Origin of the sequence: Falsiroseomonas ponticola (assembly GCF_016805305.1) — a bacterium.
Classification (GTDB): Bacteria; Pseudomonadota; Alphaproteobacteria; order Acetobacterales; family Acetobacteraceae; genus Falsiroseomonas; species Falsiroseomonas ponticola.
In genome coordinates this window covers 48701-72352 of sequence record NZ_JAERQN010000012.1, presented here as the reverse complement: position 1 = coordinate 72352, position 23652 = coordinate 48701, and the positions used below count along the sequence as shown (strand labels likewise).

General features: G+C 70.4%; 23 protein-coding genes. 13 read left to right on the top strand and 10 right to left on the bottom strand.

Features of this window, described 5'->3' with window-relative positions; genetic code table 11:
• Positions 1 to 5 precede the first annotated feature (5 nt).
• From JJI54_RS26590 to JJI54_RS26565, 6 genes are all read left to right on the top strand, one after another.
• Positions 6 to 1433, top strand: a complete 1428-nt coding sequence (locus JJI54_RS26590; RefSeq protein WP_203076444.1) for an amidase family protein — start codon at positions 6 to 8, stop codon at positions 1431 to 1433.
• Positions 1434 to 1448: 15 nt separating this feature from the next.
• Entirely contained in the window at positions 1449 to 2318 is an 870-nt protein-coding gene (locus JJI54_RS26585) for a fumarylacetoacetate hydrolase family protein (RefSeq protein WP_203076443.1), read from the top strand.
• 69 nt (positions 2319 to 2387) lie between these two features.
• The gene (locus JJI54_RS26580) at positions 2388 to 3359 is read left to right on the top strand and encodes a Bug family tripartite tricarboxylate transporter substrate binding protein (RefSeq protein WP_203076442.1); all 972 of its coding nucleotides are present in this window, start codon (positions 2388 to 2390) and stop codon (positions 3357 to 3359) included.
• A 110-nt stretch (positions 3360 to 3469) separates the two neighbouring features.
• The gene (locus JJI54_RS26575; RefSeq protein WP_203076441.1) at positions 3470 to 4642 is read left to right on the top strand and encodes a M20 family metallopeptidase; all 1173 of its coding nucleotides are present in this window, start codon (positions 3470 to 3472) and stop codon (positions 4640 to 4642) included.
• A 155-nt stretch (positions 4643 to 4797) separates the two neighbouring features.
• A complete protein-coding gene (locus JJI54_RS26570) occupies positions 4798 to 5001 on the top strand; it encodes a hypothetical protein (protein ID WP_203076440.1) in 204 nt (67 codons plus the stop codon).
• 103 nt (positions 5002 to 5104) lie between these two features.
• Positions 5105 to 5335, top strand: coding sequence for a hypothetical protein (locus JJI54_RS26565; RefSeq protein ID WP_203076439.1), 231 nt, complete (start codon positions 5105 to 5107; stop codon positions 5333 to 5335).
• A 76-nt stretch (positions 5336 to 5411) separates the two neighbouring features.
• On the opposite strand, the gene JJI54_RS26560 is transcribed toward JJI54_RS26565, so the two are convergent.
• Together JJI54_RS26560 and JJI54_RS26555 are read right to left on the bottom strand one after the other, a co-directional pair.
• A complete protein-coding gene (locus JJI54_RS26560; RefSeq protein WP_203076438.1) occupies positions 5412 to 5792 on the bottom strand; it encodes a hypothetical protein in 381 nt (126 codons plus the stop codon).
• The gene (locus tag JJI54_RS26555) at positions 5779 to 7173 is read right to left on the bottom strand and encodes a FliI/YscN family ATPase (RefSeq protein ID WP_226382146.1); all 1395 of its coding nucleotides are present in this window, start codon (positions 7171 to 7173) and stop codon (positions 5779 to 5781) included. Before JJI54_RS26555 ends, JJI54_RS26560 begins: the two co-directional genes overlap by 14 nt.
• A 76-nt stretch (positions 7174 to 7249) precedes the next feature.
• On the opposite strand from JJI54_RS26555, the gene ctrA reads away from it, so the two are divergent.
• Positions 7250 to 7984 (top strand): response regulator transcription factor CtrA, encoded by a 735-nt coding sequence (gene ctrA, locus JJI54_RS26550; RefSeq protein ID WP_203076437.1) that lies wholly within the window; start codon positions 7250 to 7252, stop codon positions 7982 to 7984.
• A gap of 97 nt (positions 7985 to 8081) precedes the next feature.
• On the opposite strand, the gene JJI54_RS26545 is transcribed toward ctrA, so the two are convergent.
• A complete protein-coding gene (locus JJI54_RS26545; RefSeq protein WP_203076436.1) occupies positions 8082 to 9230 on the bottom strand; it encodes an NADH:flavin oxidoreductase/NADH oxidase in 1149 nt (382 codons plus the stop codon).
• 170 nt (positions 9231 to 9400) lie between these two features.
• Between JJI54_RS26545 and JJI54_RS26540 the strand changes: the two genes are divergently transcribed.
• Positions 9401 to 10375, top strand: coding sequence for a Bug family tripartite tricarboxylate transporter substrate binding protein (locus tag JJI54_RS26540; protein WP_203076435.1), 975 nt, complete (start codon positions 9401 to 9403; stop codon positions 10373 to 10375).
• A gap of 8 nt (positions 10376 to 10383) precedes the next feature.
• On the opposite strand, the gene JJI54_RS26535 is transcribed toward JJI54_RS26540, so the two are convergent.
• From JJI54_RS26535 to JJI54_RS26515, 5 genes are all read right to left on the bottom strand, one after another.
• Positions 10384 to 12876, bottom strand: a complete 2493-nt coding sequence (locus JJI54_RS26535; RefSeq protein ID WP_226382162.1) for a helicase-related protein — start codon at positions 12874 to 12876, stop codon at positions 10384 to 10386.
• 209 nt (positions 12877 to 13085) lie between these two features.
• Positions 13086 to 13898: a carbohydrate ABC transporter permease gene (locus JJI54_RS26530; protein ID WP_318987589.1), complete on the bottom strand. Its 813-nt coding sequence runs from the start codon at positions 13896 to 13898 to the stop codon at positions 13086 to 13088.
• Positions 13895 to 14770: a carbohydrate ABC transporter permease gene (locus tag JJI54_RS26525; RefSeq protein ID WP_203076434.1), complete on the bottom strand. Its 876-nt coding sequence runs from the start codon at positions 14768 to 14770 to the stop codon at positions 13895 to 13897. The genes JJI54_RS26530 and JJI54_RS26525 overlap by 4 nt, the downstream gene beginning before the upstream one ends.
• 10 nt (positions 14771 to 14780) lie before the next feature.
• Entirely contained in the window at positions 14781 to 16064 is a 1284-nt protein-coding gene (locus JJI54_RS26520; protein WP_203076433.1) for an ABC transporter substrate-binding protein, read from the bottom strand.
• A gap of 36 nt (positions 16065 to 16100) precedes the next feature.
• Entirely contained in the window at positions 16101 to 17186 is a 1086-nt protein-coding gene (locus JJI54_RS26515) for an ABC transporter ATP-binding protein (protein WP_203076432.1), read from the bottom strand.
• Between the two features lie 170 nt (positions 17187 to 17356).
• On the opposite strand from JJI54_RS26515, the gene JJI54_RS26510 reads away from it, so the two are divergent.
• From JJI54_RS26510 to JJI54_RS26490, 5 genes are read left to right on the top strand one after another with little or no spacing between them, the layout of a single operon-like run.
• Entirely contained in the window at positions 17357 to 18406 is a 1050-nt protein-coding gene (locus JJI54_RS26510) for an ABC transporter ATP-binding protein (RefSeq protein WP_226382145.1), read from the top strand.
• A gap of 28 nt (positions 18407 to 18434) precedes the next feature.
• Positions 18435 to 19577, top strand: coding sequence for an extracellular solute-binding protein (locus tag JJI54_RS26505; protein ID WP_203076430.1), 1143 nt, complete (start codon positions 18435 to 18437; stop codon positions 19575 to 19577).
• Between the two features lie 4 nt (positions 19578 to 19581).
• Positions 19582 to 20394 carry an ABC transporter permease gene (locus JJI54_RS26500; protein WP_203076429.1) on the top strand — a complete coding sequence of 271 codons (813 nt, stop codon included), beginning with the start codon at positions 19582 to 19584 and terminating at the stop codon, positions 20392 to 20394.
• A complete protein-coding gene (locus JJI54_RS26495; RefSeq protein ID WP_203076428.1) occupies positions 20391 to 21200 on the top strand; it encodes an ABC transporter permease in 810 nt (269 codons plus the stop codon). Before JJI54_RS26500 ends, JJI54_RS26495 begins: the two co-directional genes overlap by 4 nt.
• 8 nt (positions 21201 to 21208) lie before the next feature.
• Positions 21209 to 22015, top strand: a complete 807-nt coding sequence (locus tag JJI54_RS26490; protein WP_203076427.1) for a metallophosphoesterase family protein — start codon at positions 21209 to 21211, stop codon at positions 22013 to 22015.
• Here the strand turns inward: JJI54_RS26490 and JJI54_RS26485 are convergent.
• Both JJI54_RS26485 and JJI54_RS26480 read right to left on the bottom strand, forming a co-directional pair.
• Positions 22003 to 22647, bottom strand: a complete 645-nt coding sequence (locus JJI54_RS26485) for a 4'-phosphopantetheinyl transferase family protein (protein ID WP_203076426.1) — start codon at positions 22645 to 22647, stop codon at positions 22003 to 22005. The genes JJI54_RS26490 and JJI54_RS26485 overlap by 13 nt on opposite strands.
• 25 nt (positions 22648 to 22672) lie before the next feature.
• Entirely contained in the window at positions 22673 to 23638 is a 966-nt protein-coding gene (locus JJI54_RS26480) for a Bug family tripartite tricarboxylate transporter substrate binding protein (RefSeq protein ID WP_226382144.1), read from the bottom strand.
• Positions 23639 to 23652 lie beyond the last annotated feature (14 nt).

The window sequence follows — 23652 nt, the reverse complement described above, 5'->3', positions numbered from 1 at the left end:
CCCGCATGACCACACCGACCGATCCCGCGCTGATGACGGCGGAGCAGCTGCTCTCGCTCTATGCGCGGCGCGCCCTCTCCCCCGTGGAGGCGCTGAAGGCGGTGACGGAGCGGATCGCCCGCTACAACCCCTGGGTCAATGCCTTCGCCGCCATGAACCCCCGCGCCCTGAAGGATGCCGGGGAAAGTGAGGCGCGCTGGGCCGCGGGCCGGCCCATGGGCATGCTGGATGGCGTGCCCTGCACGGTGAAGGACCTGCTGAACATGGCGGGCTTCCCGACGCGGCGCGGCAGCCTGGTGACGGACCCCGCGCCGGCAACCGAGGATGCGCCGGCCGTGGTCGGGCTGAAGGCGGCGGGGGCCGTCATCATCGGCAAGACGACAACCACGGAATTCGGCTGGAAGACGCCCGGCGACTGCCCGCTGCATGGCATCACCCGCAACCCCTGGAACCCGCAGCGAACGCCGGGCGGCAGTTCCTCCGGCGCCGGGGCCGCGGGGGCGGCCTGCTTCGGGCCGCTGCATATCGGCACCGATGCCGGCGGATCGATCCGCATCCCCGCCGCCTATTGCGGCCTGGTCGGCGTGAAGCCGAGCTATGGGCGCATTCCGCAATGGCCGCATGGCGCCTTCTCCGCCGTCGCCTGCGCCGGGCCGATGACGCGGAGCGTGGGCGACGCGGCGCTGATGATGTCCGCCATGGCGCGCCACGATTTGCGCGACCCCGTCTGCCTGCCCGATGACCCGCGTGATTGGCGGGCGGGCATGGACCAGGGCGTGGCCGGCCTCCGGGTGGCGGTCGTCCGGCGCCTGGGCTTCGAGCCCCCGCTGGATGAGGAAGGGGAGGCGGCGCTGCAGGTCGCGGCCAGGCTGCTGTCGGAGCAGGGCGCGATCGTCGAGGAAGCGGACCCCCAGCTGCCCGACACCCGCGCCATCTTCTCCCGCGTCTGGGGCGTCGCGATCGCCCGCATCTGGACCGGCACGCCAGCCGAGAAGCGCGGCCATCTGGATGCGGGGATCGAGGAAGTGGCCCGGAAGATGGGCGACATGGGCGCGGCCGATTTCCTCGGCGCCGACATGCTGCGCGTGGAATGCGGGCACGCCATGGCGCGCTTCCACCAGCGCTACGACCTGATCCTGACGGCGGCCACACCGACCGCGGCGCTGGACGCCGATGCGCCGACCATCCGCCCGGTGGAAGCGCTGTGGCGGGACTGGGCGCCCTGGACCTTCGCCTTCAACCTGACCCGCCAGCCCGCCATCGCCGTGCCGATCGGCCTGGATGAGGCCGGCATGCCGCGGGCGGTGCAGGTGGCCGCGGCGCTCTACCGGGATGACCTCGCCTTCCGCGCGGCACGGGCGCTGGAGACGGCGGCGAGCCTCCCCCTGGCCAATCCCTCGGAATCCGGGCAGATGCGCGCCAAGCTCAACTGACTGGGGGACCGCGCGATGCGGCTGGTGACGTTCACGGATTCCAAGGGCGCGCGCGTGGGCGCGCTGGATGCGGCGGGGCAGGTGCTGGACCTGACCGCCGCCGATGCCGGCCTGCCGCGGGACATGGTGGGGCTGATCGCCTCCGGCGCGCTGCCGGCGGCCAAGGCGGCGGCCGCCAAGGCGCCGGTCGCGGCGGGGGCGAAGCTGCTGGCGCCCATCCCCCGCACGCCCAAGAACATCTTCTGCGTGGGCAAGAACTATCACGAGCACGCGAAGGAATTCGCGGGATCGGGCTTCGATGGCGGCGCCAAGGACGTGGTGCCCCCGTTCCCCGTCGTCTTCAGCAAGCCCCACACCAGCATCATCGCGAATGGCGAGCCGATCCTGAGCGCGATGGACCCGACCGGGGGCCTGGACTACGAGGGCGAACTCGGCGTCGTCATCGGCACCGGCGGGCGCGGGATCAGCAAGGCGGACGCGCTGAAGCACGTCTTCGGCTACACCATCGTCAATGACGTCACGGCGCGGCACCTGCAGAAGCGGCACAGCCAGTGGATCCTGGGCAAGGGCCTCGACACCTTCGCGCCCATGGGCCCGGCTATCCTCACGGCCGACGAGTGCCCGGACCCCACGGCGCTGACGCTGACCACCTGGCTGAACGGGGAGCGCCGGCAGCATGCGCCCGTCTCCGACCTTATCTTCGACATCCCGACCCTGGTGGAGGCGATCAGCGCTGCCATCACGCTGGAGCCGGGCGACGTGATCGCGACGGGCACGCCCGCCGGCGTCGGCATCGGCTTCAACCCGCCGAAGTTCATGAAGGCGGGCGACGTGGTGCGGATCGAGGTGCCGGGCATCGGCATCCTGGAAAACCCCGTCGCCTGACGCCTGCCTTTCCTCCTCCCGCGCTCATGCGCGGGGGGAGGCGCCAAACCACCGGGAGGAACAAGAACGATGATCGACCGCCGCTCGCTGCTGGCCGCTTCCGCGCTCATGCCCCTGGCCGCACAGGCGCAGGGCACGGATTACCCGACCCGCCCCATCAACCTCGTTGTGCCCTTCCCGCCTGGTGGCCAGGCCGACCTCGCCGCCCGCCCCGTGGCCGCGGCTCTCGAAAAGATCCTGCGGCAGCCGGTGGTGGTGCAGAACCGTGGCGGCGCCGCCGGCGCCATCGGCAACGGCTTCGTCGCCCGCAGCGCGCCGGATGGCTACACGCTGGTGATGGCGCTGTCGTCGCTCGCCGTGATCCCGGAGGCGGAGCGCCTGTTCAACCGCGCGCCGCCCTATACCGCCGACCAGTTCGCGCCCGTCGCCCTGGTGAATGCGGACCCGACCATGCTGGCCGTGCCGGCCTCCGCCCCCTGGCGCACGATGGAGGAGTTCATCGCCGCCGCCCGCGCCAATCCAGGCAACATCCCCTACGGCTCCTCCGGCACCTACGGCACGCTGCATGTGGCGATGGAGATGCTCGCGGCCTCCGCCAATATCCGGCTGCTGCACGTGCCCTTCACGGGCGCGGGCCCGGCCATCACGGCGCTGCTCGGCGGGCAGATCCAGGCGCTGGCCTCGGCACCCGGCACGCTGACGCAGCATGCGCGGGACGGCCGCATCCGGGTGCTGGGCTGCTGGGGGAGGGAGCGCGTGCCCGCCTTCCCCGACGTGCCGACCTTCATCGAGAAGGGCTTCGCCGACGTCGAGTTCTACATCTGGGCCGGCATGTTCGCGCCCGCCGCGACGCCGGCCTCGGTGATCCAGAAGCTGCGCGATGCGATGCGCGAAGCGGTCACGGACCCGCAACTGGTCCAGGCCTTCACGGCCGCCGGCGCGCCGGTGCGCTACATGGACGCGCCCGCCTTCGCCGCCTTCTTCGCCGAGGACAGCGCGCGCCTGGTGCGCGCCGTGCAGCGCATCGGGCGGGTGGAATAGCCGAGCCTGCATCGCCCGGCAGGACGAGCGTCACGCATCGGCGCCCCTGGGCTTCCCAGGCCTCGGGCGCGGTGCCAGCCTGCGCCCATCGATGCAGCGGGAGACGCACCATGAGCGCAGAGAACGAGATCCTGGCCTGGCTTGCTTCGCAGCAGGACGCCATGCTCGCGACGCTGCGCGAGATGGTCGATACCGATGGCGGCAGCTACGACAAGCAAGGGGTTGACCGGGTCGGCGCCCAGGTGCGCCGCTTCATGGAAGCGCAGGGCATCCCGACGGAAGTCCTTCCGCAGCGGAAGCATGGCGATTGCATCCGCGCCACGGTCGAGGGTGGCGATGGCCTGAGCGGCGGCAACAACCGGCAGAACATCGTGCTGATGGGCCATCGCGACACGGTCTTCCCGAAGGGGGAGCCCGAGCGGCGCCCCTTCCGGATCGAGGGTGCGCGCGCCTATGGCCCGGGCGTCGCCGACATGAAGGCCGGCCTGGTGATGAACATGTTCGTCCTCGCCGCCTTCCGGAAGTTCGGCGGCGCGCCGGGGCCGCTCGTCGCGCTGTTCACGGGCGATGAGGAGATCGGCAGCCCGGAGGGGCGCCCGGTGATCGAGGCGGAGGCGCGGGCCGCGCGCGTCGTCTTCAACTCGGAGCCCGGCCGCCCCACCGGCGGCATCGTCACGGGCCGCAAGGGCGGCGTCTTCTCGGTCTTCGACATCGAAGGCAAGGCCGCCCATTCCGGCGGGAATTTCGAAGCCGGCATCAGCGCCATCGGCGAGCTGGCCGCGAAGATCACGGCGATCCATGCGCTGACCGACCTGAAGCGCGGCATCACGCTGAATGTCGGCCTGGTCAGCGGCGGGCAGTCCGTGAACACGGTGGCACCCTGGGCGCAGGGGCAGATCGACCTGCGCTATGTCGAACCGGCCGACCGCGACGAGGTGATGGCGAAGATCGAAGCCATCATCGCGAAGAGCTTCGTCCCGGGCACCCGCGCCACGCTGACCATCAAGGGGGAGTTCCTGCCGCTGACGCAGTCCCCCGAGGCGCGGAAGCTGTTCGACCTGTACCGGGATGCGGCGCGGGAGACGGGCTTCGTGCCGGAGGGGGAGTTCAGCGGCGGCTGTGCCGATAGCGGCTTCACCGCGGCGATGGGGGCACCGACCCTGTGCGCGGTCGGCCCGGTCGGCGGACGGGCCCACACGCCGGAGGAATACCTGGAGGTGGCGAGCCTCGTCCCGCGCGCGCAGGCGATGGCGCGGGCCATCCTGCGGCTCGGCCCCGGCTGAGGGCCACCGGGACGGATGGACCGGATGATTTTCGTCATTGATTGTCAAGTCGGCTTGCGTGGAGGCGCCGGAATTGTCAAGTTGGCTTGACAGCAAGTGGGTCGTGCGTCGTGGGCGCTTGGTTGGTCACATTCGAAGGGCGGTCGCCGGGTTGCGTGCTGGCACCCGATGAGGATGAGGCCCTCTGCATCGCGGAGGAGGAGACCGGCGCCAAGCCCCGCGCCGCGCAACCGCTGCGCCGCGCGAGCTTCCCGTTGCTGAACTGCGTCGGCGCCATGCAGCGGGAAGGCATCCTGGGCCGTTGCCTCGCCACCCATGCCGAGCGTTGCGTGCAGGAGTGCCCGCTCAAGCTGCGCTGAGCCTTCCATGCCGGCAGGATCAGCCGCCGCTTCGATGGGGCCCGTTCAGAGTTTGCTGCGAACCGCCTGCTAGACCTTGGCCATGGCTCGTACACCACGCCTGATGACCTCCGAGACCCGCTTCGCGGCGATGCGGGCCGCGGACGCTGCCCGCCGCGCCGCCGTCAAGGTTTGCGCGGAAGCGCCGATCGGAAGCGCGCAGTACAGCGCGGCCGTGCGGATCCTGGAAGCCCTCTGCGACCTGGCGAAGGCCCTGTCCCAGGCCACGATCATTCCCGCATGCCCGCCAGGTGCCGGCGATGCCATCGGGACGCCACGCCCCGGGGTGCATTGACGCCTGGCCGGCGGAAGGCCCCGATCCTCCCGGCCGATGTCGCGGAGCCTGCTTTCCATGCACGCGGCAGCCGGGCTCAGAGATCGTCGAGGAGCTTCTGTTCCTTTGCGAGGCGCTTGCGGCGCATGGCCTGCCGCTGCCGCTGCTGCGCATCCATGACCAGCTGCTCCGACAGCTTGGCGGCGACGACCTTGTTCTGCGCCAGCGTGACGCTGGCCTCCGCCGCCGACAGCCGGCTCGCGAGCAACGCCAGTTCGGCCCGCGGCGCCGACACCCAGCCGGCGTAAGCCGCCGGCTCGGCCGATCGCTTCTCCTCCGCCACGGCCAGCATCGTCGCGGTGACGGCCTGCTCGGCCTGGCGGCGCCGATCCAGCACCTCGGCCGCCTGCTGCCGCGCGGCCTCCAGCTCGGCGCGGCGCAGCAGGCGCATCACGGCCAGCGGGTCAGGCCGGCTCATCGCTCACCGCCCGTGCCAGCGCGGCAAAGGCCTCCTCCATCGAACTGGCCTCGGTCTTCTTCTGGCTGAGCATCGCTTCGATGCGGGGGGCCGCGCGCAAGGCCCGGTCCGTGTCGGCGTCGGTTCCGGCCCGGTAGGCGCCGAGGCGCACGAGGTCGGCGACCTCATCGCGCAGCGCCAGCAGGCGCCGCGCCTGCGTGACGAGCGCGGCCTGCTCCGCGGTCTGGCATCCGGGCACGGTGCGGGAGAGGCTGCGCAGCACATCGATGGCGGGAAAGCGTCCACCCTCGGCGATCCGCCGGTCCAGCACGACGTGGCCATCGAGGATGCCCCGGACGGAATCCGCGACCGGCTCGTCATGGTCGTCGCCCTCGACCAGAACGGTAATGAGGGCGGTGATGCTGCCGGCGCCGGGCCCGCCCGGCCCCGCCCGTTCCAGCAGTGCCGGCAGTTCACGGAAGACGCTGGGCGGATATCCCCGCGTCGCGGGCGGTTCCCCCGCGGCCAGGCCGATCTCCCGGCAGGCCTGCGCGAATCGCGTGACGGAATCGAGCAGCAGGAGAACCCGCTGCCCCTGGTCGCGGAAGTGTTCGGCGACGGTGACGGCGGCGAAGGCGGCCTCTCGCCGGACGGCGGCGGCGGCATCGGATGTCGCGCAGATCACGACGCTTCTGGCCAGTCCCGCGGGGCCAAGATCGTCCTCGACGAATTCACGGACTTCACGCCCACGCTCACCGATCAGGCCGACGACGGTGACGTCGAAATCGCCCGAGCGCGCCAGGCTTGCCAGCAGGGTGGATTTGCCGACCCCCGACGCGGCGAAAAGCCCGAGGCGCTGCCCCTCCCGCATCGTGCAGAAGCAGTCCAGCGCGCGGACACCCAGGCACACGGCGGGCCCGAGGCGCTGGCGCAGACCGGGGGCGGGCGGCTGGCGCCGTGTCGGGCATCGGTGGAGCGCAGGGGGCGGCTTCGGCTGCCCGTCGAGCGGATTTCCCATCGGATCCAGCACGCGGCCGAGCCATGCCTGGCTGATGCCCAAACCCTCGGTCGCGGTGGCGCGTGCGGTGCTGCCTTCGGAGAGACCGTCGGCATCGCCGAGAACGGCAACCCGCGCGTTCCCGTCACGCGTGCCGACGACCTCGGCGATGATGGTGGTGCCCGATCGGTCCGTGGTCGCGACGCGGTCACGCAAGGCGAGGGGTGGCCTGAACCCGGAGAGCGCGATGCCATTCTGGTCAACGGCCACGATACGCCCTTGCGATTGGGTTAAGGGCGAGGACCGGATTAACGCCTCCGCCAATGTCAGTCGCTGCCCGATCGGATTTATCTTCATTTCTATCAGTTTCTCTCTTTTTTTATATAGACGCGAAAGATTATCCATTTTTCGGATGAATCAGGCCTTCACATATCGCGTGAAGGTGGTATCTCTACACGCATCAGGTGTGTGGAGCCGGCCCATGCGTGTCCTTCTGGTTGAAGACGATACAATCGTGGCGCGAGGTGTTGCCTTGGCACTCAAGGCCGCCGCGATGATCATCGACACGGCCGACACCGGCGAGGAGGCGCTGGAGCTTGCCCGCCTCTACGACTACGACATCGTCGTCCTCGACCTCATGCTGCCGGACATGGAGGGCTATGAGGTGGTGCGCCGCCTCCGTGCGGCGAGGGTGGAGACGCCCGTGCTCATCCTCTCCGGGCTCACCCGCCCCCAGGCGAAGGTTCGCGGTTTCGGCATGGGGGCTGACGACTACATCACGAAGCCTTTCGATCAGCAGGAACTGGTGGCCCGCATCCAGGCCATCGTTCGTCGGGCCAAGGGTTTCAGCCAGCCCACCCTCTCGGTCGGCCCCCTGACCTTGAATCTCGGATCGCGCGAGGTCCTCGTGGACGGACGCGCGGTTCATCTCACCGGCAAGGAATACGCGGTCCTCGAACTGCTCACCCTGCGCAAGGGCGTGGTGCTGACCAAGGAAGCGTTCCTGAACCACCTCTACGGCGGCATGGATGAACCCGAGGTCAAGATCATCGACGTTTTCATCTGCAAGCTGCGCAAGAAGCTCGCCAATGCCGGGGCGGCCGAACTGATCGGCACCGTCTGGGGCCGCGGCTACGTGCTGCGCGAGCCGAACGGGGCCATCAGGCTGTCGGGCCCCGCCGACCACCGCGACGGGCCGGCCTCCGCGGCCGCCTGAAGCGTTGCAGCGGCCGCCGCCGAGACCCTGACAGATTCCCCTCGCGCGGCGGTGGCAGCCCGTCGCGTGCGGTCACGGGCGATAGACCTTTCGCCGATCAAGCCTGGCTGATCCGGCGGACATCCTCCCGCTTCTGCAGCCACCACGCATAGGGCCTCGGCAGCTGCTCATGCGGCTTGTCCATGCCCAGCGCCGCTGCGGCATGCGTCGGCCAGTTCGGGTTCCACATCATCTCGCGCGCCAGCGCCACCAGGTCGCACTGCCCGGCCTGCAGGTAGCCCTCGGCTTGATGCGCTTCCGTGATCAGGCCGACCGCCATGGTGGGCATGGCCGCGTCCTTCCGGATCCGCTCCGCGAACGGCACGTGATAACCCGGCACGCGCGGCACCAGGTGCAGGGTCAGCGGCCCTTCGATGCCCCCCGATGAGCAGTCGATCACATCGACCCCGCGCGCCTTAAGCTCACGCGCCAGCACCACGGTATCGTCCAGGCTCCAGATCCCGCCCCGGCCATCGACGCATGACGCGCGGAAAAACAGGGGCAGTTCGGCGGGCCAGGCCTCGCGCACGGCTTCCATCAATTCCAGCCCGAACCGCATCCGGCCCTGGATATCCCCGCCATAGCCATCCTTCCGATGGTTCGTGATGGGCGAAAGGAATTGCTGGATGATGTAGCCATGCGCCCCATGGATCTCGAGGATGCCGAACCCGGCATCCCGCGTCCGCTTCGCCGCATCGACATGCAGGGCGATGACGCGCCGGATATCGTCGGCGTCCATCTCCTTCGGAACCAAGGCTCCTTCCTTGAAGGGAATGGGGCTCGGGGCGATCCCGGCCCAGGGCGGCCTGCCATTCGCGGCATCCTGTTCGCCCAGCGGCGCAAACCCGTCCCAGGGCGCGCGGGTGGCGACTTTCCGCCCCGCATGGCCAAGCTGCATGGCCGCGATGGCGCCCTGGCCCTGGATGAAATCCGTGATGCGCCGCCAGGCGCGGACCTGGCCTTCGGTGTAGATGCCCGGGCAGTCATAGGTCTTGCGCGACCGTTCGGAAACGGAGGTTTCCTCGCAGAACACCACGCCGGCGCCGCCCATCGCGAATTTGCCGAGGTGCACCAGGTGCCAATCCGTCGGCTCGCCATTCACGGCCGAATACTGCGACATGGGGGAAACGACGATGCGGTTCTTGAGCGTGAGCCCCCGCAGCGTCAGCGGCGTGAAAAGAAGCGGCAGGGCAGGTTGGTCGCTCATCGGCATCTCCGGCAGTGACAGGGAGGGTTCATCTAGGCGCGCCCTCATTCGCCATGGGATAGTCATCGCAAGCACGACAGGCGGCAACAGGCCCTCGGCGGTCTCGGATGGCTGATGCCAGGACCGCCGGCGCAGGATTGCCATGCCCCAGCCCGATGAAAGGCCCGACGATGACCTTCCCCATCGCCCTGACACGCCGCCGATGGCTGGCCCTGGGCGCAGCCACCCTGGCCCAGCCCGCCATCGTGAAGGCGCAGCCCGCCTGGCCTGACCGTCCGGTCACGCTGGTCGTGCCCTTCGGCGCGGGCGGCGGCAACGACATCACCGCGCGCACCCTCGGCCAGTTCCTCGAACGTGAACTCGGCCAGCCCTTCGTCGTGCAGAACCGGCCGGGCGCGGGCGGCGAGATCGGCATCAATGCCGTCGCGGATTCCAGGCCGGATGGCCACACCTTCGGCATCCTCAATACCCCAGGCCTCGTCACCATCCCGATCGAGCGGAATCCCCGCTGGAACCTCGACAGTTTCTCCTTCGTCGCCAGCCTGGTCGATGACCCGGCGATCATCGGCGTGCACGCGCAGTCGGGCATCGCGAGCCTCGCGGACCTGGTGGCCGCCGCGCGGCGGGAGCCGGAGATGATCACGATCGCCACGCAGGCGCGCGGATCGACCAGCTTCCTGAGTGTCCGGATGCTGGAGATGGCGGCGGGCATCAGCCTGACGCCGGTGATCTACAACGCCCTGCCGCCGGGTGTCCTGGCCGTGACGCAGCGGGAAGTGCGCGGCGCCGCCGCCAATCTGGGCGAGGCGATGATCATGACCGCCAGCCAGCCCTTCCGCATGCTGGGCGTGATGGCGGAGGAACGCTCGACGCTGGACCCCACGCTGCCGACCTTCCGCGAGCAGGGCGTCGATGTTGCCATCGGCAGCCTGCGGGGCTTCGTCGGACCGCGCGGGATTCCGGCGCCGATCCTGGCGCGGCTGACCGCGGCGATCGACAAGGTGTCGAGGGACCCGGACTACCTCGAGGCATGCCGCCGCACGCAGCAGCCGCTCCGCATCATGCTGGGCGATGCCTATGTCGCGCATCTCCGCGATGCCGATACGCGCTTCCGGGCCCTGTGGCAGCAGAAGCCCTGGATCTGAGGGCGGGACTACCGCCGCGGCGCCGGTGCCCGGCGCCTGGCCTTCGGCTCCGGCCGTTCCTGCGCATGGCGCCCGCCGCGCGCAGGATGGCTGGCGAGCACCGCTTCGATCCAGTCGTTCAGCCGGTTGCTTTCCCGCGTCGCGGCATCGGCAGCGACATAGACGTCCGGGAAGCGCATCGACAGCCATCGCCACGCCACCAGCCGCTTGTAGGTCTTCTCCGCCCGCTCCAGTTCCAGCGGGCCCGCGGTGTCGGGCCGGGGCAGGGGGCCGGCTTCGGGGGGGCGGACCTTGTGGCCGCGGGCGTGGTCCAGCGCCCATCGCGACAGGCGCTCGATCCCGTAGTCCCGCGTATCGACCGGGCATAGCGCATAGGTCCAGCGCGTCGCGAGCGGCAGGTCGAGCTTGTCGATCTCCGCGGCGATGCTGATCTGCGCGGAGATGTCGGCAAGGCGGTAGGACGGATCATCCGGCCGAAGGACAGCCCGTTGCAGCCGCGTGAGCGTGGCGTAGAGCGATGTCGTGCCCATCTCCCGCGCCACGGCCGTGACGATGGCGAGGTCCGGCGCCACGCGGGGCCGCAGGTCGGCCGGCGCAGCGGGCTGGGTCCCGAGCGCGAGCTTGATCGCCGCCGGGCGCCCGGCACCGACGAGGACGGCGACGATCCCCTCCTCATGGTGCCCGAAGCGTCCCGCCCGGCCGCCGATCTGCCTGACCTCGGAGGCATTGAGCGCCCGCCTGGCCGTGCCATCCCACTTCTCGAGCGTCGAGAACACGATGCGGGAGATCGGCAAGTTGAGCCCGAGCCCGATCGCATCGGTGGCGATCAGGATGTCCGCCTCGCCCGTCTCCCGGAAGCGCCTCGCCTCGGCGCGGCGCACTTCGGGGCTCAGCGCGCCGTAGATGGTCGCGACCCGCCGGCTGCGACGCTGCAATTCGCTGCGCAGTTCCAGGACATCGCGGCGGGAGAAGGCGATCAGCGCGTCACCCTTGCGCAGGTCGCCAAGCGCGATGGGCTCATCGGCCGCCAGCAGCGGCGACTTCCGCTCCAGGACGATCTCCTCCACCGGCTCGTCCGTCAGCGTCGCGATCCGGCGGACGAGGGGTATGCAGTCCGGCGAGCCCAGCACCACGACCTCCCGGGCCGGGACGCCCATGATGGCGGCTGTCCAGGCATGGCCCCGATCGGGATCGGTCAGCAGCTGGGCCTCATCGATCACCGCGACATCGACCGGCGTGTTGAAGGGGCACATCTCCACCGTCGCTGCGGTGAAGCGGCTTCCCGGCACCGGATCGCGCTCCTCGCCCGTGACGAGGCTCGCCAGGATTCCGCGCGCGGCGAGGGCTTCGCGGAATTCATGCGCCAGCAGCCGCAGCGGCGCGAGCGCGATTCCGCTCTCCGCCTTGGCAAGCCGGTCGAGCGCCTGGTGGCTCTTGCCGGAGTTGGTGGGGCCGGTGATCAGGGTGATGCGACGGTCGAGCGCGCGTGCCGTGGTGAAATGGCTGACGAAGCGATCCATGGCCGCGGCTTCCGCCAGCACGGCGTTGTCCACCCGGACCGGCGCTTCAGCCGCCTTGGCGATGCTGGCGCGCGGGTTCGCCCTGGCCGGCGCCACCCGTTCCTGCCGCCATGCCGCCACCTCGGCGCGCAGCGTCGCGAGCACGGCGGGATCGAACTGCAGCTCTTCCGCGCCGCGTCCGCGGCCCTTCGCGATGCGGCGCGCAACCGGGATACGCTTCGCGCGGAGCCAGGCTTCCGCCTCGGCCGGCGAACAGCCGAGCAGCGGGGCGATGGCGTCGCGCGTGACCAGGCTCGCTTCCCATTCCCGCTGCTGGCGATCGGCCTCCGCCCGCGCCTTGCGGGCCGCGGCGGCCGCGTCCCGCAATGCCTTGCGGCGCACCCGCTCCGCCTCGACCGTGGCCTCCGCGAAGCGCTCTGCCGCGGTGGCATCGAGCCCGAACGCGTCCGCCGCCAGCCGGGCGCCGACCGCGATGGCTTCCAGCGTCGCCTCCGGCTTGCCGAGCAGCGCCGCCGAGTCGTCCGCCGCCACGGCCGCAGCGGCCTCGACCGATCCCGCGCCGCGCAGGCGCTGCTGGATGGCCCCGCGGAGTGCCGCCAGCACGGTCGCTGGGGAGTCGTCGCTGCCCGTCAGGGCCTCCAGTGCGGCCTCGACATCCACCTTGCGGGCGGGCAGGGAGGGATGCTCCGCCATGGCAGTGGCCAGGCGGGCGCGCAGTGCCGGGCGCCGCAATGTTCGCCAGGCCTGGGCCAGGATGGCGGACGACGGCGGCGGGGCATCGGCGAAGCGCCGGGCCAGCACCGTGATCTCCGCCGCGGATGCGCTGAGCCCCATGCCGGAGAGCATCCCCGCCATGGCCTGGATCGCGGCGGCGGATGGCGCTTCCGGCTCGGGCGGGATGCCGCCATTCGCCCGCAGTTTCCGCAGTGCCTCCGCCGCCTCCGCGGCCGAGGGTTCCAGCGTGCCGACCTCCGCCAGCATCCCGGCCACCAGCCTCGCTTCCCCCCGTTCCGGGGGAAGGCCTGCCCGGGTCAGCAGGCTCGATACCCGACCCGGGCTGATCTCTGGCGCTGATTGGTGGCGGTCGGGGGGGAGGGTCATCGGCCAGACATGCGGCCTCTCCTCCCCCAGCGCAACAAGGATGCCCGCGGGATCACCGGATCGGCAGCGCCTATCGGCCTGTCCGTGCCCTAACGAATGCCGGCCCGCATGAAGGACTGCACGAATTGCCGCTGGAACATCAGGAAGCCCAGCAGCAGGGGCGCGGATGTCATCAGCGTGGCGGCCGAGATGATCGCCCAGTCGATTCCCTGGTCGGTGGAGGCGAAGACGGAAAGCCCCACGGTCAGCGGCCGCGTCTCCACCGTGTTGGTGATGACGAGCGGCCAGAGGAAGTTGTTCCAGTGGTAGCTGACGGAGGTCAGCCCATAGGCCAGGTAGGTCGGCTTCGCCAGCGGCACATAGACCCGCAGCAGGATCGCCAGGGTGCCGCATCCCTCGACCCGCGCGGCCTCCTCCAGCTCTCGCGGGATCTGCTTGAAGGTCTGGCGCAGCAGGAAGATGCCGAAGGCGGAGGCCATGTAGGGCAGCCCGATCGCCAGGATCGTATCCACCAGGCCGAGTGCCCGCATGCTGCGGTAGTTCTCCACCAGCAGCACGTCCGGCATGATCATCAACTGCAGCAGCACCAGCCCGAACAGCAGCCCGCTGCCGCGGAATTCGCTGCGGGCGAAGGCGAAGGCCGCGAGCGTGCAGAGCACGAACTGCGCCGCCAGCACCATGGTCACCAGGATGAAGGTGTTCAGGAAGTAGCGCGCGAAGGGCGCCGCATCCCAGGCAGCGGTGAAATTCTCCAGCGTCAGCGGCGCGAACAACTCGAAGCGCGTCGAATAACCCTGCGGGTGGATCGCGGCCCAGACCGCGTAGAGCAGCGGCGCCACCCAGACCAGGCCCAGCAGCCAGGCCGCCGCATGTTCGGCGATACGCCCGATCGTCCCGTTCACCGGTAATGCACCCGCTTCTCGCCCAGCGCGAATTGCAGCACTGCCGTCAGCGCCAGCATCACCAGCAGCACGACCGTGAGGGCGGAGGCCGTGGCCGTGTCCCAGAACCGGAAGCCGAGTTCGTAGACATAGGTCAGCAGCAGCGCCGTGGCGTTGTCCGGGCCGCCCTTCGTCATGACGATGATGTGGTCCACCAGGCGGAAGCCGTTGATGACGGCGTTCACCAGCACGAAGAGCGTCGTCGGCCCCAGCAGCGGCAACGTCACGCGCCAGAAGATGCGGGCGCGCGACGCACCCTCGATCGCCGCGGCCTCGTAGAGGTTGGGCGGAATGGCCTGCAGCGCGGCGAGGTAGAAGATCATGAAGAACCCCGCCTCCTTCCAGACGGCCACGACGATCATCGCGCCGAGCGCGGTTTCCGTCGTGCCGATCCAGTTGGTCGGCCCCCAGCCGAACAGCGTGCGCAGCACCTGGTCCAGCAGGCCGTAATCCGGCGTGAAGAAGAACAGCCAGAGATTCGCCACGGCGATCATCGGCAGCACGGTCGGCGTGAAGAAGGCGATGCGCAGCGCGGTGCGGCCATGGATCTTGCCGTTCACCCAGAGCGCCATCATCAGCGCCAGCCCGATGGAGAGCGGGATGGTCGCCAGCGCATAGACCAGGTTGTTGGTCAGCGCCTGCCAGAAGATCGGGTCCTCCGCCAGCGCCAGGTAGTTCTCCGCGCCGACGAAGCGCGCGGGGCGGCTGCCCCGCGGCGTGGAGAAGAGGGAATGCCAGATGGTGGCGATCGCGGGATAATGGGTGAAGGCCACCAGCAGCAGCAGGGCCGGCGACAGCATCAGCCACGCATGGATGGTCGTCCGGCCCCGCATCGCCGTTTCCTCAGCGGTACCGGCGCAGGATGCGCTCGGCCTCGGCCTGCGCATCCGCCATGGCGGGGCCCGCCTGCTTCCGGCCGAGCAGCCCGGCCTGCAGGTTGTCGTTCAGCGCCTTGGTCACGCGCTGGTTCTCATGCGTGGAAAGCTCCGCCACCGCATGCGGCAGCTGGTCCCGCGCCACGGCGGCGGCGGGGAAGTCCGCGACATAGGCGCGCATCGCCGCCGTCTCGAAGGCCGCGGGCGTGACGGCGACGTAGCCGGTCTCGATCCCCCAATGCGCCGCGCGCTCGGGCGTCGTCAGGAAGCGCGCGAAGCGCACCGCGCCTTCCCGCTGCGCCGCATTGGCCGACTTGAAGACGTAGAGGTTGCCACCCCCCGTCGGGCTGCCCAGCCTGCGGCCCGCGGGCAGCATGCCGACGCCGAAGGGGAAGGGGGCGTTGCGGCGGACATTCGTCAGGTTGCCCGTGGTCGTCCACATCATTGCCGTCTTGCGCTCGAAGAAGTCGCGCGGCGTGGTGCCCCATTCGACGATGCCGCCGGGATGCACGCGGTGGCGCTGGGACAGGTCCATCCAGTATTGCAGCGCCTCCGCCACCTTCGGGTCGTTGAAGAAGGTGCGGTTGCCATCCGCATTCATCAGCCGGACGTCGGCCTGCGTCGTCAGCCCCTGGAACAGCCAGTAGGGGAAGCCGGAGGAGGGGATCTGGATGCCCCATTGCGTGACGTTGTCGCCCTGCCGCTTCGTCAGCTTCTGCGCGAACTCCACCTGCTGCGCCCAGTTCTGCGGCGGCGTCTCCGGATCCAGCCCGGCTTCCCGGAACGCGTCCTTGTTCCAGTAGGTCACGATGGTGGAGCGCTGGAAGGGGATGCCCCAGGTCTTGCCGCGGGCGCGGCTGTTTTCCATGAAGCCGGGATAGAAGCTGTCCAGCCAGGGCTTCTCCACCCCCGCCATATCCTCCCACGCCAGGATCGCGTCCTCCTCGATCAGCGTGAAGATATCGACGGCCAGCAGGCAGGCGAGCTGCGGCGCGTCCCCGCCGCGCATCGCCGTCAGCGTCTTGGTCAGCGTGTCCTGGTAGGACCCGGCATAGATCGGCTTGATGCGGAAGCGCGGATTCTCCCGCGCGAATTCCTCGCAATACCCGTCGATCAGGCGCGGGATCGGCCCGCCGACGGCGATCGGGTAGTTGAACACGATCTCGGTCGGCGCCTGGGCGTGGACGGCGGGCGAGGCCAGCAGCGGGCTCGCGGCAAGCGCGCCGAGCGTGGCGCGGCGGGTGATCGTCATCGGGCTTCTCCTCCGTGTTGGTTCAGGCGTGTTCGTTCAGGCAGTGACGGGGTCCGGCAGCCGGCGGCCGCTGGCGGGGTCGAACAGGTGCAGGGCCGGCGGCAGCTTCAGCCGCAGGGGCGTGCCGGCGGGCAGGGCGTGGTGGCCGGGGACGCGCAGCTGCATCGCCTCCGCCCCATCGCCCACCGCCACGGCCAGCACCGTCTCCGCGCCCAGGAACTCGGCCGCCTGCACGCGGGCGGGCAGGCCCGGCCCCTCCGTCGGCGACACTTCCTCCGGCCGCAGCCCCAGCACCTGGCCGGCGGCGCTGGCGGGCGCCACGGCGAAGCCGGGCGCGCCCGGCACCTCCGCGCCATGCTCCCCCGGCACCAGCCGCAGCAGGGACATGGGCGGCGTCCCGATGAAGGAGGCCGCGAAGACGCTGGCCGGCCGCGCATAGAGTTCCGCCGGAGTCGCATCCTGCTCCACCCGGCCGTCCCGCATCAGCACCACCTGGTCGGCCATGCTCATCGCCTCCGCCTGGTCATGCGTGACGTAGACCATGGTGATCCCGAGTCGCTGCTGCAGCGCGCGGATCTCCCGCCGCATCTCCGCCCGCAGCTTGGCGTCGAGGTTCGACAGCGGTTCGTCCATCAGGCAGATCGGCGCTTCCGCCACCACGGCGCGCGCCAGCGCCACGCGCTGCTGCTGGCCGCCCGAGAGCTGGCTCGGCCGCCGGGCGAGCAGCGTGGTCAGCCCCAGCATCTCCGCCGCCGCCGCCAGCCGCGCCTGGCGTTCCGCCGCCGCCACGTGCCGCGCGCGCAGCCCGAAGACGATGTTCTCCGCCACCGACAGATGCGGGAACAGCGCGTAGGACTGGAACACCATGGCGATGCCGCGCGCCGCGGGCGGCAGGCCGGTCACGTCCCGCCCTTCCAGCAGCAGGCGGCCGCTGGTCGGCGCCTCCAGCCCCGCCACCACGCGCAGCAGCGTGGACTTGCCGCAGCCCGAGGGGCCAAGCAGCACGAGGAAGGTCCCCGGGCGCGCGACGATGCTGATGCCGGCCAGGGCCTGCGTATCGCCGAAGGATTTGGTGATGCCGTCGAGGCGGATGTCGCCTCGCGGCCCGTGCGGCACAGTCATGGCGGGCTTCAGCGCTGCGATCCGTGGGTCAGGGTGCGGCGGGGAGGATAGGGGACATCCCCGCCGGGACGCCAGACACCCCGCGGCCCGATGTCATGCACTTATCGCGGTTGCGGCCCTTTCCAGCCGGGGGCCGCCTGCTCTACCGTCCGCGCAAAAGGGAGGCAGGCTTGGGCAGCAGCGTCGAGGTGGAGAACCTGTCGGTTTCCTTCGGGCGGACGCCGGTGCTGCACGGCATCTCCCTTTCCGTCGCCGCCGGCGAATTCGTGGCGCTGCTCGGCCCGTCGGGCTGCGGCAAGACGACGCTGCTCCGCTCCATCGCGGGCTTCGTCGCGCCGGCCGGCGGGCGCATCCGCGCCGGCGGGCAGGACATCACCGCGGCACCGCCGGAGAAGCGCGGCGCCGCGATGGTGTTCCAGTCCTACGCGCTCTGGCCGCACATGACCGTCGCCAAGACCATCGGCTACGGCCTCAAGCTGCGCGGCTGGGATCGCGCGCGGATCGAGGCGAAGGTGGAGGAGATGCTGCGCCTGCTGCGGCTGGAGGGCCTCGGCAACCGGCTGCCCGCGCAACTGTCGGGCGGCCAGCGCCAGCGCGTAGCGCTCGGCCGCGCGCTGGCGGTCGATCCGGCGATCCTGCTGCTGGACGAGCCGATGTCGAACCTCGACGCCCGGGTGCGGGAGGGCGTTCGCCACGAACTCCGCGCGCTCCAGCAATCCCTCGGCATCACCGCCATCCATGTGACGCATGACCGGGAGGAGGCGATGATCCTCGCCGACCGCATCGTCATCCTGCAGGAAGGCCGCATCGCCCAGGCCGGCACGCCGGAGGATCTCTGGGCACGGCCGGCCAGCGCCTATGTCGCGGATTTCCTCGGCGCCACCAACCGCCTGCCGGTCCGCGTCGCGGGCGCCGAGGCGGAGGCAGCACCCGGGGAGGCGCCTCTCCGCCTTCCCCCTGGCCGCGCGCCCGCGCCGGGCCCCGCCACCGTGCATTTCCGGCCGGAGGAAGCGCGCATCCTCGCCGCCGGCGAACCGCTCGATGGCCTGGTCTTCCACGGCACCGTCGCGCTCTCCGCCTATCCGGGCGGCCGCTGGCGCGCCTCCATCCGCGTCGGCCGCGACGACGTGCTGGTCGATGTGCCGGACCGGCTGCCGGAAGGCGCCGCGGTGCGGCTCGGCATTCCCTCTCCCGCGGCGCATGTCTTCGCCGCCCCCTGAACGCGCAAGAAACGGAGGACGCAAGCCCATGGACCGCAGGACATTCCTGGCCGCGACGGCAACCCTGGCCGCCACGCCCGCCCTGGCGCAGCAGCGCGTCACGCTGAACGTGCTGACCGCCGGCGACCAGAACATGGTCGACTACATCACGGACTATCTCGGCCCGATGTTCCAGCGCCAGAACCCGGGCGTCACGGTCCGCGCGCTCGGCACCGGGCCCGGCGATGCCGGCAGCCAGCGCATCTGGGAAAGGCTGGAGGCGCAGCGCCGCGCCAATACCAACAGCGTCGATGTCGATGTCGCCGTCGTGCACCAGACCATGGCCGGCCGCATGGTGGCGGAGGGCCTGCTTGCCCGCTATCGCGACCAGGCCGCGACGGGGCAGCTGGCCACCAGTGACGTCACGCGCAACGCGCTCGGCCAGAATGTCGATGGCTTCGTGCTGCCGATGTTCAACAGCCAGATCGCGCTGGCCTACAACCCCGCCCGCGTCGCCAACCCGCCCCGCAGCTTCGCGGAGCTGGAGAACTGGGTGAAGCAGAACCCGCGCCGGTTCGGCTACAACGGCATTCGCGGCGGCATGTCCGGCGTCGGCTTCGTCTTCGGCTGGGCCTATGCCTTTGGCCCCGACCAGAAGCGCCTGATCGAGGGCCCCTTCGATGCGGAAGCCGTCAGCGCGCTGACGCCCGCCTTCCAGCGCCTGCGCGAATTCAACCGCAACGTCGTCATCACCCCCGGCAATGCCGGCACGCTGGATGCGATGAACCGCGGCGAGATCGACATGGGCCCGGTCTGGATGGACATGTTCTACAGCTGGCAGGCGGAGGGGCGCCTCAACCCGGCCTATCGCCTCGTGCTGCCGGAATCCGGCATGCCCGGCCAGCCCATGTACTACGTCATCCCCGCCCGCGCCGCGAACAGCGACGTGGCCCGCCGCTTCATCGAACTGGCCACCAGCCCGCCGGTGCAGGCGGAGGGCATCGTCCGCCGCTTCAACTGGCTGCCCGGCATCGATGCGCAGCATGTCCGCCAGCACCTGGACCAGCAGACCTGGGACCGCCTGTTCCGCGACGTCGGGCCCGACCAGCTGGCGCGCGGCGCGCGACCGATGCCGCAGGCGGATTTCATGCGCGCGCTGCAGGAAGCCTATGAACGTGTCGTCCTGAACTGACGCGGTGCTGCCCTATCTCCTCCTGGCGCCGGCGCTTCTCGTCGTCGGCGCCTTCTTCCTGGTGCCGCTGGCCTTCTCGGTCGGCGGCGCCTTCGAAGGCCCGCAGGGCGCGACCCTTGCGAACCTGGCGAATGCCGCGTCGCTCTACCGCATGGACCTGCTTTTCACCCTGCTGATCGTCGTGGCCTCCACCGCGCTGACGGGGCTCGGCGCGGTCTCGATCGGCGGCTACCTGACGCTCGGCCGCTCGAGGCTCGCGCTGCGCCTGCTGGGCGCCATGTATCGCTGGCCGCTCTTCATCCCCTTCATTGTGGCGGCGCAGGCCATGCGCGGCTTCATCGGCCAGAACGGGCTGATGAACAACACGCTGGTCTGGATCGGCCTGATGCCGCAGGAATGGGCGCAGAGCTTCCTCGACTGGCGCGGCATCGTCATCACCTTCGTCTGGAAGCAGCTTCCCTTCGCGACGCTGCTGGTCGCGGGCGCCATGGCCGCGCTGGACCGGTCGGGGATCGAGGCCGCGCAGAACCTCGGCGCCAACCGTCTTCGCATCCTGCTTGGCATCGTCATCCCGCAGGTCGCGCGTAACATCATGGTCGCGCTCGTGCTGTCCTTCGTCACCATGATGTCCGTGCTCTCCGTGCCCATGATGATCAGCGGGCAGAGCCCGACGATGCTGACCGTCGCCATGGCCTGGCGCATCAACTCCTTCGGGGACTACGGCACGGCCAATGCCCTCGGCCTCGTCTCCTGCGTCATGACCGGGCTTGTCGCCTGGGTCTGGCTGCGCCAGGCAGCGGCGGAGCGTGCGCGATGAGCCGATCGGTGATGTGGTGGCTGCCGCGCGGCATCCTGCTCGGCCTCTTCGCCTTCTTCATCTTCGGGCCATTGGTGAACCTGGTCCTGTGGTCGGTTGCCGAATCCTGGTTCTGGCCCAACCGGCTGCCGAGCCAGTACGGCTTCCGCTTCTGGGAACGCGTCTTCCGCCCCGAAGGCCAGGCGATGGAAAGCCTCTGGCTATCCATCTGGATCGCGAGCCTGACGACGCTGCTCTGCCTCGCCGTCTCCGTCCCCGCCGCCTGGGCGCTGGCCAAGGCCAATCTGCGCTGGCGGGCCGCGATCCTCATGCTGTTCCTGCTGCCCCAGGCTTTCCCGAACCTGCCCGTCTACATCAACATCGCGCGCATCTTCTTCACCTTCGACCTGAATGGCACGGTCATCGGCGTGGTGCTCGTCCATGCCGCGCACGGCCTCGTCTATTCCATCTGGATCGCGACCGCCGCCTTCGCCGCGGTGGATGACGATCTGGAACTCGCCGCGCGCAACATCGGCGCTGGCGCGCTGACGGCATTCCGCACCGTTACCCTGCCACTCGCCGCTCCGGGCATCGCCGCCAGCGCCGTCTTCGTCTTCCTCGAATCGCTCGACGAATTCACCGCCAGCTACTTCGTCGGCGCACCGGAAGTCCGCACCCTGCCGCTGCTGCTGTTCAGCGCCGCGGCGGGCGGCAACATGCAGGTGGCCGCCATCACCGCGCTGATCCTGCTGGTGCCGAGTGTGCTCTTCATGCTCATCGTCGAACGATTCCTCCGCGCCGAAGTCCTGGCCAAGGTCGGCAAATAGGTCACGCCATGCCCACCATCCTGCAGATCAGCGATACCCACCTCTCCCCCCGCAACGGCCTCTTCCTCGACAATGTCGCGACGCTACGCCGCATCGCGGAGGATCGGCGCCCCGACCTCACCGTGTTCAGCGGCGACCTGTCGCTGGATGGCGCGGATCGGGAGGATGACCTGGCCTTCGCGGCCGACCTGCTTCGTGCCTTCCCCGGCCCGCACCTCTTCATCCCCGGCAACCACGACACCGGCAGCCACCCGGTCGGCATGCCGCACCAGCCCGTCAACGCCGAACGCCTGGCCCGCTACCGCCGCTTTTTCGGCGATGGTTTCGGCGCGGTGGACCTGCCGGGCTGGCGGGCCGTCGGCCTGAACACGGAAATCATGGCGACGGGCGTGGAGGAGGAAGCCCAGGCCGCCTTCGTCGCCGCCACCGCCGCCACCATCGGCGACCGTCGCCTCGCACTCTTCCTCCACAAGCCCGTCTTCGTCACCACGCCGGACGATCCCGCCATCGATGTCTGGTCGGTGCCGCCGGCCTCGCGGCCCGGCCTGGCGCCGCTGCTCGGCCACCCCGCGCTGCGCCTCGTCGCCTCCGGCCATCTCCACATGTTCCGGCAGGAAGCCGAGGGCGCCGTGAGCCGCATCTGGTGCCCCGCCGCCTCCTTCGTCATGACGCCGGACCAGCAGGACAACCTCCAGGGCCTGCGCCGCTGCGGTGCGCTGCTGCATCACCTGGCGGAGGATGGCGTGACGACGGAGATGCTGGACCTGCCCGATACCTGGGCCGCCGACGTCAAGCACCTGACCTACCCCGGCTGACGGCGCCTGAGCGCCACGGCCAGGATGTTGGTCGCGGTCGGCTTGAACTGAAGGAACCGCCAGGCCGGCACGGGGCCCGTGCTGGCCGGCGCGAAGGCGAGGGCAGGGGGCTCGCCCAGGGTGAAGCCGAAATTCTCCAGCCCCATGGCGATGCCCTCGCCCGTCGCCTTCACGAAGGCCTCCTTCAGCGTCCAGATGCGCAGGAACGCCTCATGCCGCTCCGCGCGCGGCAGCGCCGCGATCATCGCGGCCTCGCTCGGCGCGAAGAAGCGCTCCGCGATGCCCTCGCCGGCCTCGCGCCGGGTCAGGTCCTCCACATCCAGCCCGACATCGTCATCACGCGCCACCGCGCAGGCGACGAGGTTGCGCGTGTGGCTGATGTTGAAGCGCAGCCAGGGCATTCCGTGCTTGGGCGCCACCTCCGGCTTCCCGGCGGGGCCTTCCACGAAGCGCCAGGTATCCGGCGCCAGGCCGCCGGCCTCGGCCAGCATGCGCCGCGCCAGCGCATGGGCGGCGATATAGGCGTGACGGTCAAGGTCGCTGACGAAACGCGCGGCGCGGGCCTGTTCCGCCGGTTCCAGCGCCGCATGCCAGGCCGACAGCGTCGCCGCATCGGTCTGTTGCGGCAGCACCCAGCGAAGGCGGACGCAGCCCGCCCTAGTCAAGCTTGATGCCGAGGTCCCGGATCAGCGGCCGCCAGCGCGCGATCTCGCTGCGCATCTGCGCGTTGAAGGCCGCCGCATCGCCGGGCACCGCCTCCGCGCTCAGGTTGCGCACGACCTGCGCGACCTCGTCGCTCGCGATCGCCTGGTTCAGCACCGCGTTCAGCCGCGCCACCGAGGCGGCCGGCGTCGCCGCCGCCACGCTCATCCCCATCCAGGCATAGGCCTCCGCCTCCGCCAGGCCGAGTTCCTGCAAGGTCGGCACCTCCGGCAGCGCCGGGATGCGCGCGGGTGACATCACCGCCAGCGCCCGCGCCTGCCCCTGCCGGATCGCGCCCATAGAGGAGGCGCTGTCCGTCAGCATGCAATCCACCGACCCCGCCAGCATGTCCTGCAGCGCGGCCGGGGAGTTGCGATAGGGCACATGCGTCGCATCGAAGCGCGCGACGCGCGCGACATACTCCATCGCCAGGTGCTGCGGGCTGGCCACCGCGCCGCTGCCGAAGGTGGGGGCCTTGGCGCGTGCCGCGGCCAGGAAGCCTGCCCAGTCGCGGATCGGGCTTTCGGTGCGCACGATCAGGATCAGCGGGAAGCGCGCGATCAGCCCGACGCCGGTCAGCGCCGTATCCGGGTCATAGGGCAGCCGGGCATAGAGGGCCGGGCTGTAGATCGCCATGCCATTGTCCACCATCAGCATGGTGTGGCCATCGGCTGGCGCCTGCAGCACCGTTTCCGTCGCCAGCACGCCGCCGCCGCCCGGGCGGTTATCCACCACCACGTTCTGGCCCAGCCGCGACGCCATCTGCCGCCCGATCAGCCGCGCGAACTGGTCCGAAGGCCCGCCCGCGCCATAGGCGATCACCCATCGCAGGGGGCGTTCCGGGAAGGACTGCGCCCGCGCCGCGGCGCCCAGGGCAGGCAGGGCCAGCGTGGCGAGGCCAAGCGATCGGCGGGTCAGCATGGGGCGGCAATCCT